The sequence below is a fragment of the Euhalothece natronophila Z-M001 genome (assembly GCF_007904085.1).
Classification (GTDB): domain Bacteria; phylum Cyanobacteriota; class Cyanobacteriia; order Cyanobacteriales; family Rubidibacteraceae; genus Halothece; species Halothece natronophila.
Map to the genome: position 1 here is coordinate 2,164,635 of NZ_CP042326.1, position 16,012 is coordinate 2,180,646.

Annotated in this window: 14 protein-coding genes; 9 read left to right on the plus strand and 5 right to left on the minus strand. The window is 41.0% G+C overall.

Going from position 1 to position 16,012, the window contains the following annotated elements; genetic code table 11:
• The first annotated feature begins 68 nt into the window (after positions 1–68).
• Positions 69–680 (plus strand): HEAT repeat domain-containing protein, encoded by a 612-nt coding sequence (locus tag FRE64_RS10565; RefSeq protein WP_146296039.1) that lies wholly within the window; start codon positions 69–71, stop codon positions 678–680.
• A 59-nt stretch (positions 681–739) separates the two neighbouring features.
• A complete protein-coding gene (locus FRE64_RS10570) occupies positions 740–1,705 on the plus strand; it encodes an aldo/keto reductase (protein ID WP_146296040.1) in 966 nt (321 codons plus the stop codon).
• Between the two features lie 4 nt (positions 1,706–1,709).
• On the opposite strand, the gene FRE64_RS10575 is transcribed toward FRE64_RS10570, so the two are convergent.
• Positions 1,710–3,140 carry a cytochrome ubiquinol oxidase subunit I gene (locus FRE64_RS10575; protein ID WP_146296041.1) on the minus strand — a complete coding sequence of 477 codons (1,431 nt, stop codon included), beginning with the start codon at positions 3,138–3,140 and terminating at the stop codon, positions 1,710–1,712.
• 269 nt (positions 3,141–3,409) lie between these two features.
• Between FRE64_RS10575 and FRE64_RS10580 the strand changes: the two genes are divergently transcribed.
• From FRE64_RS10580 to hppD, 3 genes are all read left to right on the plus strand, one after another.
• Entirely contained in the window at positions 3,410–3,844 is a 435-nt protein-coding gene (locus tag FRE64_RS10580) for a bacteriohemerythrin (RefSeq protein ID WP_186708776.1), read from the plus strand.
• 182 nt (positions 3,845–4,026) lie between these two features.
• Positions 4,027–4,737 (plus strand): SDR family oxidoreductase, encoded by a 711-nt coding sequence (locus FRE64_RS10585; RefSeq protein WP_146296043.1) that lies wholly within the window; start codon positions 4,027–4,029, stop codon positions 4,735–4,737.
• Between the two features lie 51 nt (positions 4,738–4,788).
• On the plus strand, positions 4,789–5,871 hold the full coding sequence (gene hppD, locus FRE64_RS10590) for a 4-hydroxyphenylpyruvate dioxygenase (RefSeq protein WP_146296044.1): 1,083 nt from the start codon (positions 4,789–4,791) through the stop codon (positions 5,869–5,871).
• A 75-nt stretch (positions 5,872–5,946) separates the two neighbouring features.
• Here hppD and FRE64_RS10595 read toward each other — a convergent pair whose 3' ends face one another.
• Together FRE64_RS10595 and FRE64_RS10600 are read right to left on the minus strand one after the other, a co-directional pair.
• Entirely contained in the window at positions 5,947–6,963 is a 1,017-nt protein-coding gene (locus FRE64_RS10595; protein WP_146296045.1) for a type I glyceraldehyde-3-phosphate dehydrogenase, read from the minus strand.
• Between the two features lie 189 nt (positions 6,964–7,152).
• Positions 7,153–8,610, minus strand: coding sequence for a hemolysin family protein (locus FRE64_RS10600; protein ID WP_146296047.1), 1,458 nt, complete (start codon positions 8,608–8,610; stop codon positions 7,153–7,155).
• Positions 8,611–8,855: 245 nt separating this feature from the next.
• Here FRE64_RS10600 and corA point away from each other — a divergent pair, with 245 nt between their 5' ends.
• Positions 8,856–10,001 (plus strand): magnesium/cobalt transporter CorA, encoded by a 1,146-nt coding sequence (gene corA / locus FRE64_RS10605; protein WP_146296049.1) that lies wholly within the window; start codon positions 8,856–8,858, stop codon positions 9,999–10,001.
• A gap of 299 nt (positions 10,002–10,300) precedes the next feature.
• Here the strand turns inward: corA and FRE64_RS10610 are convergent, their stop codons facing one another.
• Together FRE64_RS10610 and FRE64_RS10615 are read right to left on the minus strand one after the other, a co-directional pair.
• Positions 10,301–11,017 carry a glycerophosphodiester phosphodiesterase gene (locus FRE64_RS10610; RefSeq protein ID WP_222597812.1) on the minus strand — a complete coding sequence of 239 codons (717 nt, stop codon included), beginning with the start codon at positions 11,015–11,017 and terminating at the stop codon, positions 10,301–10,303.
• The gene (locus FRE64_RS10615; RefSeq protein ID WP_146296051.1) at positions 11,017–11,520 is read right to left on the minus strand and encodes a hypothetical protein; all 504 of its coding nucleotides are present in this window, start codon (positions 11,518–11,520) and stop codon (positions 11,017–11,019) included. The genes FRE64_RS10610 and FRE64_RS10615 overlap by 1 nt, the downstream gene beginning before the upstream one ends.
• Before the next feature lie 93 nt (positions 11,521–11,613).
• Between FRE64_RS10615 and FRE64_RS10620 the strand changes: the two genes are divergently transcribed.
• From FRE64_RS10620 to FRE64_RS10630, 3 genes are all read left to right on the plus strand, one after another.
• Positions 11,614–12,699, plus strand: coding sequence for a glycosyltransferase family 4 protein (locus FRE64_RS10620; protein WP_146296053.1), 1,086 nt, complete (start codon positions 11,614–11,616; stop codon positions 12,697–12,699).
• Between the two features lie 111 nt (positions 12,700–12,810).
• Positions 12,811–14,814, plus strand: a complete 2,004-nt coding sequence (locus FRE64_RS10625) for an ABC1 kinase family protein (protein ID WP_146296054.1) — start codon at positions 12,811–12,813, stop codon at positions 14,812–14,814.
• Complete coding sequence (locus tag FRE64_RS10630) at positions 14,815–15,999, plus strand: DUF4336 domain-containing protein (protein ID WP_146296057.1); 1,185 nt, start codon at positions 14,815–14,817, stop codon at positions 15,997–15,999. It begins immediately after the preceding gene.
• The last annotated feature ends 13 nt before the right edge of the window (positions 16,000–16,012 follow it).

Consider the following 16,012-nt stretch of genomic DNA (forward strand, 5'->3'; position numbering starts at 1 on the left):
CAAAATGCAAAAATCTGATATGTTATTGGTCATTCATTGGTTTACAAATAACAAAGGACAAACCACAAATGACATCAGAATCTCTGATTGAAGCCGTTGAAAAGGCGAGTTCTCCTGATGAGTTAGTGAAAGCTGTTTGGGCGTTAAGTGGTAGCCAGTCAGAGGACGCAATTCCTACGCTGATTCAGGTGTTAGGCTTTAATAACCCTGGTGCCGCGATCGCTGCAGTAGAAGGCTTGGTAAAACTAGGGGATGTGGCTGTCCCGATTTTAATTCGAGATTTAGATGGCTATGATTATGGAGCAAGGGCGTGGGCAATTCGAGCCTTATCCAGAATTGCTCATCCTGATGCGTTAGATATTTTAACAGAAGCAGCCGCCCATGATTTTGCCCTCAGTGTCCGTCGTGGCGCGGCGAAAGGGTTGGGGGACTTACGTTGGGAAAAGTTGCCCCCAGAGGCACAAGAAGGGGCGCAGAAAAAGGTTTTGGAAACCCTTAAGCAAGTGGCAAAAAAAGATGAGGAATGGATTGTTCGGTATGCCGCAATTGTGGGGTTAGAGTCTTTAGCCAAGCAAGCGCTAACTGAAGAAATTAAGACGTTTTTACAGGAATTAGAGAAACAAGAGAAAGATTTAACTGCGCGATCGCGCCTTCGTCTAGCTTTCACGAATCAGGAATAACCAAATCTCACATTTTTGCTAGATTTGAGAATAACGTTATTTGCTAATTATTAAGAATCATGAATACTAGTGCCACTGCGCCTGAAACCGTCTCTTTAGGAAAGAATGGTCCGAAAGTAACCCCCTTGGGAGTAGGAACTTGGTCTTGGGGAGATCGCTTATTTTGGAATTACGGAAAAGAATATGATCAAAGGCAAGTCCAAGAGGCATTCCAAGCATCAGTGGAAGCTGGCATTACCCTTTTTGATACTGCAGAAGTTTATGGTACAGGAGACTCAGAACAGTTATTAGGGAACTTTGCTAAAGCCAGTGATCGAGAAATCGCGATCGCGACGAAGTATTTTCCCTTACCTTGGCGGGTTTTTCCCGAATCCGTGCGAGAAGCAGTGAGTAAAAGTTTAGAACGCCTACAAATCGAGAGCATCCCTTTATATCAAGTTCATACTCCTTTTACCTTTTTCATGAGTCAAGAAACCCTAATGAAAACCTTGGCAGAAGAAGTGCAAAAAGGGCGTATTCAAGCAGTGGGGGTGAGTAACTACTCAGCAAGTCAAATGCGCGAAGCCCAAGAACATTTAGCAAAATACGACATTCCCCTAGCGAGTAACCAAGTTATCTATTCTCTCCTCAACCGTAAAATTGAAAGTAATGGCACATTTCAAACTGCCCAAGAATTAGGGGTCAAAATTATTGCTTATAGTCCCCTAGCGCAAGGGTTACTCACAGGAAAATATACAGGTTCAGAAAAACCAAGTGGCGCTCGGGCTTTAGATCCCAAATTTAAGTCTTCTGGAATCAATAAAATTTCTCCTGTTATTGATAATTTGCAAAAATTAGGGGAAAAATACCAAAAAATACCAGCACAGGTAGCTCTAAATTGGTTAATTACTCAAGGAACCATTCCCATTCCAGGGGCAAAAAATGCCAACCAAGCCCAACAAAATGCGGGGGCCTTAGGTTGGCAACTCAATTCCGAAGACGCTCAAACTTTAGATCAAGCAAGTCAACCGTGGTTGACCCCTTAATCCTTCAATTCTCTACAGGGCGGCGATCTGGAGTCGGTTCAACAGGAGTCGCGGTTATAGAGCCTTGTGGAAGCGGTAAATCAAAATTAGGACCTTGACGAATAATGCGACTACCAAAATAGAGGGCAGAAATAAACAAGAGAGTATAAACCCCTGTAAACCCTAATAAAGAAGTCAAAATTTCTTGGGGGGGTAGATTAGAAGCCGCATCAACGGTGCGAATTTCTTCGTACATCGTCCAAGGCTGTCTCCCTACACAGCGGACAATCCAACCTGACTCAATCGCAATATACCCTAATGGCGCAGCAAACATCCAACCAATCAGTAACCATTTTTGGTTGGCAATTTCTACTGTTGCCAGTTTTCCTCGTAGCCATTGGATCACCGTAAATGCCATTAATCCCACCAGTAGGAAACCAATTCCTACCATAATCCGAAAAGAATAGTAAATTAACCCCACCATTCCGGGACGATCTTCGGGTTTCCATTCTTTTAAGCCTTGTACCGGTTCAGATAAGTCTTTCTTAAACTCTAGAATGTAGCCTAAACCATTGGGAATGGAAATTTCCCAGTCATTTTGTTCTGCTTTCGAGTTGGGAATTGCCACTAAACTCCAATCTGCTGGTTGTCCACTCGGGGCAGTTTCCCATTGTGCTTCCATCGCAGCCATTTTCGTAGGCTGTTGTTTATAAACTTGTTCGCCACTAAGATGTCCAATGTAGAGTTGTAGCGGGGCAACTGCGATCGCGCAGGCAAGAACAATCTTAAACGAACGAGTGAAAAACTCTTGATAGCGTTGATTCCGATTCAAAATATACCAAGCACTAATTCCCCCAATCACAAATAAAGAAGTTTCCAAGGTGGCAAAAAACATATGGAGAACACTATTTACCATGAAGGGATTAAAAATAGCTTGGAAATAGTCAGAGACAACAAACTTGCCATCTACTAATTCCCCACCAGCTGGGGTTTGTAACCAAGAATTTGCCGCCAAAATCCAAAAAGTCGATAAATTTGCCCCAAAGGCAACCATAATCGTCGCAATATAGTGCATCACCCCAGGAACACGCCCCCAACCAAAGAGCATAATTCCCAAGAATCCTGCTTCTAACATAAACGCCATGGAAGCCTCAAACCCAAGAATACTACCAAAAAAGTCTCCCACAGCTTCCGAAAATGGAGCCCAATTCGTCCCAAATTGGAATTCCATGGGAACGCCACTAGCAACCCCAATTCCAAAATTCAAAACATATAGCTTTGACCAAAAACGGGCATGATAGTAGTAATCAGGATTACGGGTTTTGAGCCATAATCCCTCTACCACGACTAAATAAATTGACATACCAGTGGTTAAAACCGGCCACAACATATGAAAAATTGCAGTTACAGCAAACTGCATCCGCGATAGTGAAACCGAATCTGATAAAAACTCCATGCTGCCTCTTAAATGCACATATCAAGCACCACCTCATCATAACGAGAAGTGTAGTTTTGTTACTTAAACTTTAAAAAAAGCTTTAACATTTATTTTTTTTCTGCTTGAGGTATTTGTCCTTTGTCCTTTGTCCTTCGTTCTTTGTTGTTTGTAAACCAGTGACTAATGACTGATGACCAATGACTAATAACTAATAACATCCAAGAGCAAAGAGTGGGTTAAAATATCTGTTTGAAGCAATGCCTTATACAGTTAGCTCACTTTCAACTATGCAAACTCCTCAGTGGTCTAAAGAATACGAAACTGGTTTTCCTGTAATTGATCAGCAACATAAAGAAATGTTTGGGTTGGTTGGGGAATTGCAACAAGCAATGGTAAAACCTAATCAGGAAGCTGAAATTAAAAGCCTAATCGAACAGCTACTTCAAGATACCGTAAATCACTTTGCTCTAGAAGAAGGATTAATGCTAGAGCATGACTACCCCTCTTATGAGGAACATAAACAAATCCATGATCGCTTAACTCGCAAAATTCAAAAAGTTCTTCACAGCATTGAAACAGAGAAAGACACAAGTATCATTAATACTGAACTTTCCCACTTTCTTCATCAATGGTTGGTTCACCACATCCAAGGACAAGACCAGAAAATGATTCAATTCTTTCGAGAACAAAATATCCGTGATGCAATTCCCACTTATGTTTAGCAGTTGTGGATAAGGATAGGGCTTGAGGAGACATCTCAGTATTAGGTAAATCCCAAACTTGTCTATTGGAGGGGGATATCAAGAGATGTGTAGCAGAAACTAATTAATTTCATCTTAAATCAGCGGATGTTATTGAAGATTAATCGTTAAGATAGATTAAGATGTAAAGAAATGTAACAAGAATGAACGGCAAAGTTATTGTTATCGTTGGTGCAACCGGTGGCATTGGTTCTACTCTCACCCATGAGCTTGCAGAAACCGGAGCAAATTTAGTCTTAGTCGCTAGAGATAGTGCGCGTTTATCGGCGTTAGTATCTCAACTATCGGTAACGGAGAAAGTTTTAAATATTCCCGCTGATATTACCAGGCCTGATCAAGTGCAGACATTAATGGAAAAAACCATCGCGCAGTTTGGGCAAATTGATGTTTTAGTTAATGCAGCTGGTGCGGGTATTCTCAAGCCCCATGCCAAAGTTGAACCCAGTGATCTTGATACCATGCTTGATCTCAACCTCAAAGGAAGTTTTTATACCTCCCAAGCAGCCGCAGAAGTAATGCGGAAACAAAAATCTGGACACATCTGTAACATTGTGGGGATTTTAGGAAAACATCCCATGGCGATGGGCAGTGCTTATTGTGCCTCTAAATTTGGAGCAGTAGGTTTCAGTAAATGTATGGCAGAAGAATTAAAACGTTATGGGGTAAAAATGACCTTATTTTACTTCGGTGGTGTTAATACTCCCTTTTGGGATCAAGCAGGTTTAAAAGTAGATCGAGATAAAATGCTGAGTGCAGATACTGCAGCCCAAGCAATCTTATTTGCAATTCAAGCAGAACCCCATGCCGTGCCAACAGAAATTAATATCCAACCTGATAATCATTTATTTTTCTAGGAAAAACTGTATCCTAACGGGAGAAACACCTAATAAACTAATGTAGCCTCGATGAAAATTGATCAGATTCACTTTTACGTCGAAAATGCTTCTTGGTGGCGTAACTGGTTTATTTCCCAAATGGGGTTTGAAGCTGTTACTTCTCCCTACAGGGATAAACATACGCTTATAGAAGTGGTTAAAAGTGGTGAGGCGGAGTTCCTCCTTTATTCTCCAGAAAGTGAGGAAAGTCCCGTTGCGGCTTACTTAAAGCAACATCCTCCCGGGGTTGCCGAAGTAACCTTTGAAGTGTCTTATCTCGAAGAAACCCTCGCCAAGATGCAAGGAGTAACCTTATTACGGCCTTTGCAGACCATTCCCACTAACTCCGGTCATCTCAAATGGTGTCAAATTTTGGGGGTAACAGGATTAATCCATACCTTAGTGGAACGAGAGGGGGTAACGCCTTTACTCCCTTGGTTGCCTCAATGGCAGTGGAAAACTACTGCCAAAGGGGGGTTATTTTTTACTGGAATTGATCATGTTGTACTTAATGTGGCAAAAGGGGCGCTACAGTCAACGGTACAATGGTATGAAAAGATTTTTGGATGGCAACGGAAACAAGCGTTTACTATTCAGACTCCTCATTCGGGGTTAAAGTCCCAAGTTTTAGTAGATAGCAGTGGGAAGGTGCAATTTCCCATTAATGAACCAACTTCTGAAACCTCGCAAATTCAAGAGTTTATTAATTATAATCGCGGGGCAGGTATTCAACATATTGCCCTGCAAACGCCAAATATTACCGATGTAACGCTAACCCTTAAACAACGAGGCGTATCTTTTCTGAGAGTTCCCGATACTTACTATACCCAATTAAAAGAGCGATTTCCGAAACTACCTTTCTCCACCTCAGAATGGGAACAAGTTAAGGAAGCACAAGTATTAGTTGATTCAGAAGCCTCGGCATTAACCACTGATTTTAAGAAAAACCCTTTATTATTACAGATTTTTACTCAACCTATTTTTCAAGAACCAACATTTTTCTTTGAATTAATTGAAAGGCGCGATCGCGCTCAGGGCTTCGGGGAGGGAAATTTCCGTGCCTTATTTGAAGCCATTGAACGGGAACAATTCAGTAAAAATCAACAGAGTTAATGAAAATTGACATGAAAAAGCCGTGAGGTATTCCCCACGGCAAACTCAACAAAAAATATTAAAAACACTAAGGAGTTAGGATTTCCACTTTTGGGAAATTACCTCTGCTAAATCAACAACGCGCTGAGAATAACCCCACTCGTTGTCATACCAGGCAATCACCTTCACTAAATCCCCATTCATCACCATGGTGAAATTGCTATCAACAATCGAAGAAGCATCATTGCCACGATAGTCAGAGGAAACTAAGGGTAAGTCCGTGTATTCAATAATCCCTTTCATATATCCATTAGCGGCATCATGAAGCACCTCATTGACTTGTTCAGCAATGGTAGGTTTAGACACCTGAGCCACAAAGTCAACCACAGAAACATTAGGAGTCGGAACCCGCATGGCTAAACCACTAAGTTTTCCTTCTAATTCTGGAATCACTAAAGCAACTGCTTTGGCTGCTCCGGTACTGGTGGGAACAATATTGACAGCAGCGGCTCTTGCCCGACGCAGATCACGGTGACTAGCATCGAGAATCCGTTGGTCACCGGTATAGCTATGAGTGGTGGTCATTGTTCCTTTGACAATGCCAAATTGGTCATGAAGAACCTTAACGATCGGTGCTAAGCAATTGGTAGTACAACTGGCATTACTGATGACATTATGTTTATCATGGTCATATTTGTCGTGATTGACACCAACCACATACGTTCCAATATTGCCACCTTTTCCGGGAGCAGTTATAAGAACCTTTTTAGCACCAGCTGCAATATGTTGAGAAGCCTTTTCCTCACTAGTAAACACCCCAGTGGATTCCACAACTAGATCAATATCCCAAGAATCCCAAGGTAACTGAGTGGGATTGCGATCAGAACAACATTTAATTGTTTTTCCGTTAACGGTGATTGTATTTTCATCATGGCTAATCTCAGCTTTGAGATTGCCTAGCATTGAGTCATATTTAAGCAAATGTGCATTGGTTTTGGGGTCAGAGGTATCATTGAGACCCACCACTTCTAACCCAGTATTTTCTCGTTCTAACCAGCAACGCAAAAAGTTACGTCCAATACGTCCAAATCCATTAATGGCTACTCTAATCACTATTTATTCGCCCCCTTGCTGAAGGTCAATAACATTAATTTATTCTTAACGACCCTGATCATACCGTAAAGTCTGTACTATGAAAAAGATCAATTTGATCCTAAGTGCGTTGATATTTTGGCAAGAAAGCAAGAATTTCCTCTTTTTTGGGCAAATGGAGAATCACAGGATGAAATTACGTCGTGGTAGTTATTGATCAGGATCGGTTTCAAGCTCCTCTTCATCTCCTCCTTTTATTTCCTTAATTTCCTCTGGGGCAGCAGTGTCATGACGATGAATCCGAATTTGGTAGATGCGGGGACCACTGGCTGAAGTGACTGTTAGCTCTAAGTTATCGTAAAGAAGTGTTTCTCCTTGCTTGGGAATTTTCTGGAATTGATAGATTACAAAACCGCCAATGGTTTGATATTCATCAGTAATGGGGAGATCAAGGTCTAGTAATTCATTTACTTGTTCTAAGTTCATCTGCGCTTGTACGAGAAAAGTTTGATCGTCAAGCATTTGCAACGAAATTTCTTCTGTTCCGGAAGCAGTCCCCCCTAATTCACTGTCATCACCAATAATTTCATCAATTAAATCTTTCAGAGTGACTAACCCAGCGGTTCCGCCAAATTCATCCACTACCATTACTAGTTCTAAACGAGAGCGACGCATAATGGTCAGAAGCTCTCCTAAGGGGGTAAATTCAGGGACAAAGCGCACGGGTTTAATCCAAGGGTTGATCTTTGTCTCAGGGTTAATACGACCTTTAGCAAGGGGAACTGCTAATGCTTTAAAGTCAATCATCCCGACAATGTCATCGAGAGAGTCTCCAGTTATGGGATAGCGAGAATGTCCGCTATTAACTACCTCTTCTAAAAGGTTGCCAAAAGTGGCATTTCTAGAAATAGAGGCAATATTTGTTCGTGGAATCATAATCTCTTCCACAAGAACTTCGCTAAACTCAAAAACATTATTGAGGAGTTCTCGTTCTTCAATTTCTAAACCCGTGGATTCTCGTTCGGTGGCAATAATCAGTTGGAGTTCTTCTGAAGTGACGCGATTGTACCAGCTGTGAGGACTATACTCTAGTCCTAATAAACGCAGTAAGGTTTGCGTGGAGCGATTCAGTACCCAAATAAAGGGGGAAAATAAACGAGAAATAAATAAACTTGGGGTGGCGAGAAACCGAGCAATTTCCTCCGCATTATGAAGGGCAATGGATTTTGGAGACAGTTCTCCTAGAACAATTTGTAAATAGGCAATTAGAAAAAATGCGATGGGAATAGCAATTGAGTGGCCTGCTATCTCTACCCATCCATCTAACATCGGGGTTTGGAATAAACCTTGCTGGATTGCCACTGCCATTGTGCTTTCTCCAATCCACCCCAGTGCCAAACTAGACAGAGTGATTCCTATTTGTGTAGTTGACAGAAGGAGATCAAGTCGCTGTTGTAACCTCTGTACTGTCTCTGCTTGGATATCGCCTTTTTCAACCAGTTGTGTAATGCGCGATCGCCGTACAGCAACCATCGAAAACTCGGCTGCGACAAAAAACGCATTAATGGCAATGAGAAGGAATACAGCTAATACTCGCAAAAGCACGTCTTGGGTGGTAATTATCGCAACTGCTCCTAATAAAGGAGAAATCAAAGCAGTTTCGTCCATGAAGAAGTTAGGGCAATAGCAGAATGATTTTTCTTAATTTTAACCCACATTCAGTACTCTAACTGTCAAATCATCTTGAAGAACATAGTTATACTATTAGGCAGTTATTCGTTTTAAGTGGCAAAGGTAACGTTTTAAGTGTGATTAAGTTTTTTGAAAACGATCAGTTAAGTTAGATTAGAGAGAAGGTCACGCTATTAGCTAGATTGCAAGTTTCTAAATACTAATCATTAATAGAATCTAAAATGACACAAACTTCTAATTTAAATTCCAATGTCACTAACGAAAGTGAAGAAAGAGAAGATTATTTTGAATACTTTTTCGATAAACCTGGAAGTGAACCAGGAACATTATGTATTGAAGAAGATGCAGTCCCCTCGCAATTAATTTTAACTAATTATGATGAAAAACAAGTGGCTAAAAAGGTAAACATTAGCCCTAATGAGTTACCCCACTATATTACTAGTGCAGATTCATTATGGCTAGATATTCAAGGATTGGGTACAGAAAAAACTTTAAAACAAATTGGTGAAATTTTTAATTTTCATCCTCTTTTATTAGAAGACATCGTTAATGTTCCCCAGCGTCCTAAAGTAGAATATTATGATGACCAATTAGTAATTATTTTTAACTTAGTAACGTCTAACCCAGAAGAAGATGGCTTTTCATTTGAGCAAATTAGTTTAATTTTAGGAGAAAATTATTTATTAACTTTTCAAGAAGGGCATAATAAAGATTATTTTGATTTTATTCGGACTCGCTTAGAAAAGGATAAAGGGAAAATTCGTAGCTTAGGAGTTGATTACTTAACTTATTTGTTATTGGATGTAATGATTGATAGCTTTTTCCCTGTGCTAGAAGAATATAGTGAACGGATAGAAAAATTAGAAGATGAAGCAATTATTAGTCCCAACAGAAAAACTTTACCAAAAATTTATAAGCTTCGACGGGAACTTTTAGCGTTAAGACGAGCCATTTGGCCTCAACAAAGTGTCATTACAACGCTAATGCGAAGTAGTAGTAACTTTATGGGATCAAAGGTAGAAGTTTATTTACGAGACTGTTATGACCATATCATTCAATTACTAGATATTATAGAAAGCTATCGTGAACTTTCCTCTAGTTTAATGGATGTTTATCTCTCTTCTATCAGTAACCAAACCAATGAAATTATGAAAATTTTGACCATTATCTCTAGCATTTTTGTTCCCCTTACGTTTATCGTTGGAATTTATGGGATGAATTTTGAATATATGCCAGAATTGAGTACAAAATGGGGGTATTTTATTTGTTTAGGCGTTTTGGCAATGATCGGCTTCAGTTCTCTATTCTTCTTTTGGAAACGGGGTTGGTTAAAACGATTTGACGTAGTTGAAGAGCAAATAGAATAACTCCCCCTACCTCTTTAAAAACCTAGGGGGCACTGACTAGAAACCCACCTCCTACTTATCCTATACAGTAGATGAATTACGCTTTGGGGGGTAAAGGTAGGTTTATGTCTTCCTGGTTCAAGAGGCTGTTTCTAAGGTAGCAGGAAGAACCTCGGGAGAAAACATTTCTTTCATGGCTTGAAAGTAAGGAAAATAGACTTTAACTGATTTACTTAAACTCTAATTTTTGTAAATTGATACTATCTTAAGGCGAAAATGAACACAATAAGAAAAAATCAATTAAGTTTTATGAAGTTTAATTAGCTTTTCAGTAAGTTATTAGTAATAATTTTTACTATTCCTTGTTTAAAAAGTTGCAAAGCAATACTCGATTCATCCACAGTCCAAGGGATCAATTCATAACCTGCTTCCATCAGATATTGAGTCGTTAAAGGATTTTCTGTAATTAAGGAAAAATGAGGCAGTATTACAGGGAAAGTTGAACTCAGTGTAGTTACGTAGTCTAAAGAGTAATAAGTGATATTTTTAACTCCATAACCGCAAGCAAAGCGAGGGGAAACTTGTTGCAGATAATGAAGAAACTCATGATCAAAACACAGAATCAAACAGCGATCGCGCATTGATTCTAGAATCTGGATTAAATTATTAATTGCTTGTGATGACCAGTGAGAAGGGGTTTTAACTTCAATTAGTAAACAAATGGAGGTAGGGGCAAATAAATTAACAACTTCTTGTAGCGTGGGAAGAGTTTCAGAAGCAAACTGAGAGTTAAACCAAGTTCCCGCATCTAGGCTTTGCAGTTGTGAAACCGTTTGATCTCTAACTTTCCCTGTCTGATTAGTTGTTCGGTCAAGGGTATGATCATGAATCACTATGGGAACGCCCTCTACAGAGGGGTGAATATCAAATTCCACCCCCCAAACTTTCTGCTCAATAGCTGCCCTGAAACTAGCTAAGGTATTTTCAGGGGCAACAGCACTATAACCGCGATGGGCGATTAACTGGTAATGTATCATTAGCGTTGAATTGGGCTTAATGCCCGTGGGAAATCTTCTGCGCTAATGCAATCTTCAATTGCTTGGCTTGGAGTAATTTCTTCTCCTGCTGTGTCTGTTAAGCCAACAACGCAGTCAGAATAACGCAGAGGCAAGGCGCTACGACGACAATTTTCCACCATTAAACTCAGATTTTCAACTTCAATAAAATCATTAATTTCAATAACACAAGTGGCTAACTCTAAAGGGCGGCGATCGCGAAAACAATTGGATAACGCCTCATTAGCGTCAACTCCCACTTCTTGATTCATACTCAAAACACACAGAGATAAATCTTTCGGGCGAATTGCATCAGCACAAGCCGCAGAAGCCTCATTTGCTGATAGCCCAGCCTCTTGTAGTTCTTCTGCACAAACTCGAAACTCATCCCCAACAGCAGCTCGCGCAGAAAAAGAGGGAGCTAGCATAAACAATAAACCAGTTCCTAGTACCGTTATACGACCTAATCCATTTAAAGGTTTCATTTACACTCAATTAGCAATAAAATATGTGGTCAGCCTATGCCATAAAAATAACCTGAATTTCCCGAACAAACAATCATTTTTAGCAAAAACACTATGATCTCCTCTTCGCAATCTCTCTCTCTACTCTTTCTTTCTACCCCAGTCGGAGTATTAGGTACAGGAGAAGGGGGAGGCGTAGAACTCACCATTAAAAATCTTGCCCAAGACTTACTACACAGTAAACATCAGGTGAATATTCTTGCTCCCAAAGACTCTTATTTGGAGAATATTCCCATTGAAACCATCCCAGGGAACTTGCAAGTTGCTGTACAGGGGGAAGGAAGAGAAGCGCCTATTCGATTACCAGCTAACTCTGTCTTAGCCAATATGTGTGACTATGCCAGGCAAGTACAGTCCCAATATGACTTAATTGTAAATTTTGCCTATGACTGGCTTCCTTTTTATCTTACTCCGTTTTTTCAAACGCCCATTGCTCATTTCATTAGTATGGGATCAATGAGTGAAGCCTTAGATGAGATAATGAGGGAAACTGCTTCCCGCTTTCCTAATACCTTGGGCGTTTATACTAAGACTCAAGCCGAAACATTTCCCTTTGCTGATGCTTGTCGTTGTCTCGGCAGTGGTTTAGATTTATCTTTATATGAATTTAGTCGTGAAAGTAATCCTGAATTTGTTTGGTTAGGTCGTATTGCCCCAGAAAAAGGCTTAGAAGATGCAGTAGCAGCTGCAGAACAATTAGGAGTGAGACTTAAAATTTTTGGTTTATTGCAAGATCAAACTTATTGGCATAAGATTCTAGAGAGCTATCCTCATGCGTCGATTCACTATGGTGGTTTTCTGCCAACTCATGAGTTACAGCAAGAAATTCGACAATGTCGAGGCTTATTAATGACCCCCCGTTGGGTGGAAGCCTTTGGCAATGTTGCCATTGAAGCCTTAGCTTGTGGGGTTCCAGTGATTTCTTATCGGCGAGGTGGTCCTGCTGAAATTATTCAAGATGGGAAAACTGGTTTTTTAGTGGAGCCAGACTCAGTAGAAGGATTAATTAAAGCCATGAAGCGCATTGGGGAAATTGATCGTTGGGCATGCCGTCAACAAGCAGAAGCTGAATATTCCTTGCCAGCATTGCGCGATCGGTTTTTGCAATGGTTTAATCAGATCCTAACGAGTTCAAAATAACCTCGGTTATCAACAGAATCCCTCCTAAGAGAGAGCGATCGCGCTTCTCTGCGATCCCTAAATCTTGTTACAATACTTAACAACGTCACATCGGTCGGTTTTAGGAAAACTATGACTCAACAAACTGTTTCTTCCAGTCGCCAAAACAATAGCACTGATCAATCCACAAACAATCGCTCTACGGAAACGATTACAGTGGAGTCATCTCAGCCACGGCGACATCCAGCTTTAACCGATAACGAGTGGCGTTATGATCCTGAAAGAATTAATAATTATTATCGCAAGCGTCCCCTTGCAGTTGTCCGTCGCTTAGTAGCTCTCATTTTACCCGGAACTGCCTTCGGCATCCGTCTTCTTTTCGATAAAGTGAGAGGACGTATTGCTAAAAATGAACAAAAACGAGCCATTGAATTACGAGGCATTCTCACCGAACTGGGACCCACCTATATTAAAATTGGACAAGCTCTCTCCACGCGCCCCGACTTAGTTCCCCCAACCTATCTAGAAGAACTTGCTCAACTGCAAGATCAGCTTCCTCCCTTCGATAACGAAATTGCCTATCAGTTCATCCAAGAGGAACTAGGAAATTCTCCCCAAGAGATCTACGCCGAAATTTCCCCTGATCCTGTTGCAGCTGCCTCGTTAGGACAAGTTTATAAAGGCAAACTCAAAACTGGCGAAGAAGTTGCCATTAAAGTACAACGCCCTGATCTTCTCCGTCGCATCACCATTGACCTTTATATCCTGCGAAAGGTTGCTTTTTTTGCCCGTAACAATATTAAACGCATCCGTAGCGACTTAGTGGCTATTATGGATGAGTTTGCCGAACGTATTTTTGAAGAAATGAACTATGCCTATGAAGGCTACAATGCGGAAAAGTTTAAAGAACTCTACAACTATATTCAAGACATTTACGTTCCCAAAATCTACTGGGAATATACTGGGCGACGGGTACTCACCATGGAGTGGATCTCTGGTATTAAGCTAACGAATCTGCAAGCGATTCAAGAAGCTGGGATTGAAGCCACTCGCCTTGTAGAAATTGGCGTGGAATGTTCCCTCAGACAACTTTTAGAATATGGCTTCTTCCATGCTGATCCTCATCCGGGTAATCTTCTCGCCATGTCTGATGGGCGGTTAGCCTATCTCGATTTTGGCATGATGAGCGAAATTAAACCCTATCAGCGGTATGGGCTAATTCAAGCCGTTGTCCACCTAGTTAATCGTGACTTTGAATCCCTCGCCCAAGACTATGTGCAACTAGAATTTCTCTCAGAAGATACCGACTTAGAACCGATTATTCCTGCTTTAGCCAGTGTTTTTGAGAACGCCTTAGGGGCAAGTGTTGCTGAGTTAAACTTCAAAAGCATAACCGACAAAATGTCGGGGGTAATGTACGAATTTCCGTTCCAAGTTCCTGCTTATTATGCCCTCATTATCCGTTCTTTAGTGACCCTAGAAGGAATTGCCATTGGCATTGATCCTGACTTTAAGGTGCTTAGTAAAGCCTATCCTTATGTGGCAAAACGTCTCTTAATTGATCCTGCCCCAGAATTAAGACAATCCTTACGCGATCTCTTATTTAAAGATGGTAGTTTCCGCTGGAATCGTCTAGAAAACCTACTTCGTAACGCCCGTAATTCTGAAGATTACGACTTTGAGAAAGTTTTAGATCAAGCCCTAGACTTTTTATTCTCTGAACGCGGGCAATTTATTCGGGAACGTCTAGTAGATGAGTTGGTAAAAGCCATTGATGTTTATGGGCAACGCAGTTTTTATAACTTCTCTTCCTCCTTGCGAGAACAAGTAGGATTAGCGGTTAACGAAGCCCCTCCCCAATTAGGAGAAAATAATCAAAATCTCGAACATATCCAAAATATCATTGAAATTCTAAGAGATACCCCAGGCTTTGATCCCATGCGAATTGTGCCATTAGTGCCAAAAGTGTTATCTAAGCCAGAAACGCAACAAATGGGACAGCAAATTGTTGGTAAACTAACAGAAAAGGCGATCGCGCGTTTTATTCGTAATATCGCGTTACAAGATGAAGCCAAAACCCCTGATCATAGCAATAATAACGGTAAAGCCTCTTTGCCATCTGCATCTAAAAGCTAAATGAAGCAACGTGACATTCTCTGGCGATATTGGCCCCTCCTTCCCATTTACCCCTATAGTAAACGTCGCACTCTGCGTCAAGAAGTCCTTAAAAATACCATTTGGACATTTGACCAAGTGCAGGGAATTTTCTATGTGGTAGTTCCTATTCGCATGACCATTATTCGGCTAGAAACGGGAGGGTTGCTGGTTTACGCCCCAGTTGCCCCTACCGCAGAATGTATTAGCCTAGTGAGAGAATTAGAAGCCGAACATGGAGAGGTAAAATTTATTGTTCTTCCCACTATATCAGGTTTAGAGCATAAAGTTTTTGTCGGCCCCTTTGCCAGAAAATTTCCTCAAGCGGATGTTTATGTTGCCCCTCAACAATGGAGTTTTCCCGTTAATCTTCCTTTAAGTTGGCTTGGTTTTCCCCCGAAACGTACCTATACTTTACCTCAACCCTATAATAAGAATCCCTTTGGCGAAGAATTTGACTATGCTATCTTAGGCCCTATTAAACTAGGCTTAGGGGCATTCGGAGAAGTGGCACTATTTCACAAACCCTCTGGCACCGCCCTAGTAACAGATAGTGTTATCTCCATCCCGAAAACTCCACCTGAAAGTGTGCAGCTTGATCCTTACCCACTTCTTTTCCATGCTAGAGATAGTGCGCTAGATAAAATTGAAGATACCCCCGAAAATCGGATCAAAGGCTGGCAACGAATTTGTTTATTTGCCACTTATTTCCAGCCTGACGCTTTAGAAGTGCCTACATTCAAGGATACCTTACAAGAGGCAAAACAAGCCCCTGATCGCTCTAAAAAAGCTTACTATGGCTTATATCCTTTTGGTTGGCAGCCTCACTGGCAAGAGTCTTTTCAGCAATTACAGGGCAATGGACGGTTATTAGTTGCCCCCATTCTACGAACCTTAATTCTCAACCGTGCCCCCAGAGAAACCATTAAATGGGCAAATTTGCTAGTGAGTTGGCATTTTGAAAGGCTAATTCCCTGTCATTTTCAAGCCCCCTTACAAGTATCGCCTCGGGAGTTTCGCCAAGCCTTTAGTTTCCTCGAAAAAGAAGAATTACCGATTAACCAGCCGAAGTTTCCCCTTCCTCAAGAAGATTTAGCCCCCTTAAAAAACATTGAGGAAACCCTAGAAAAGAGGAAGTTAGTGCCACCGCGTGGAGAAAAACTATAACCTTGCAGGCGAA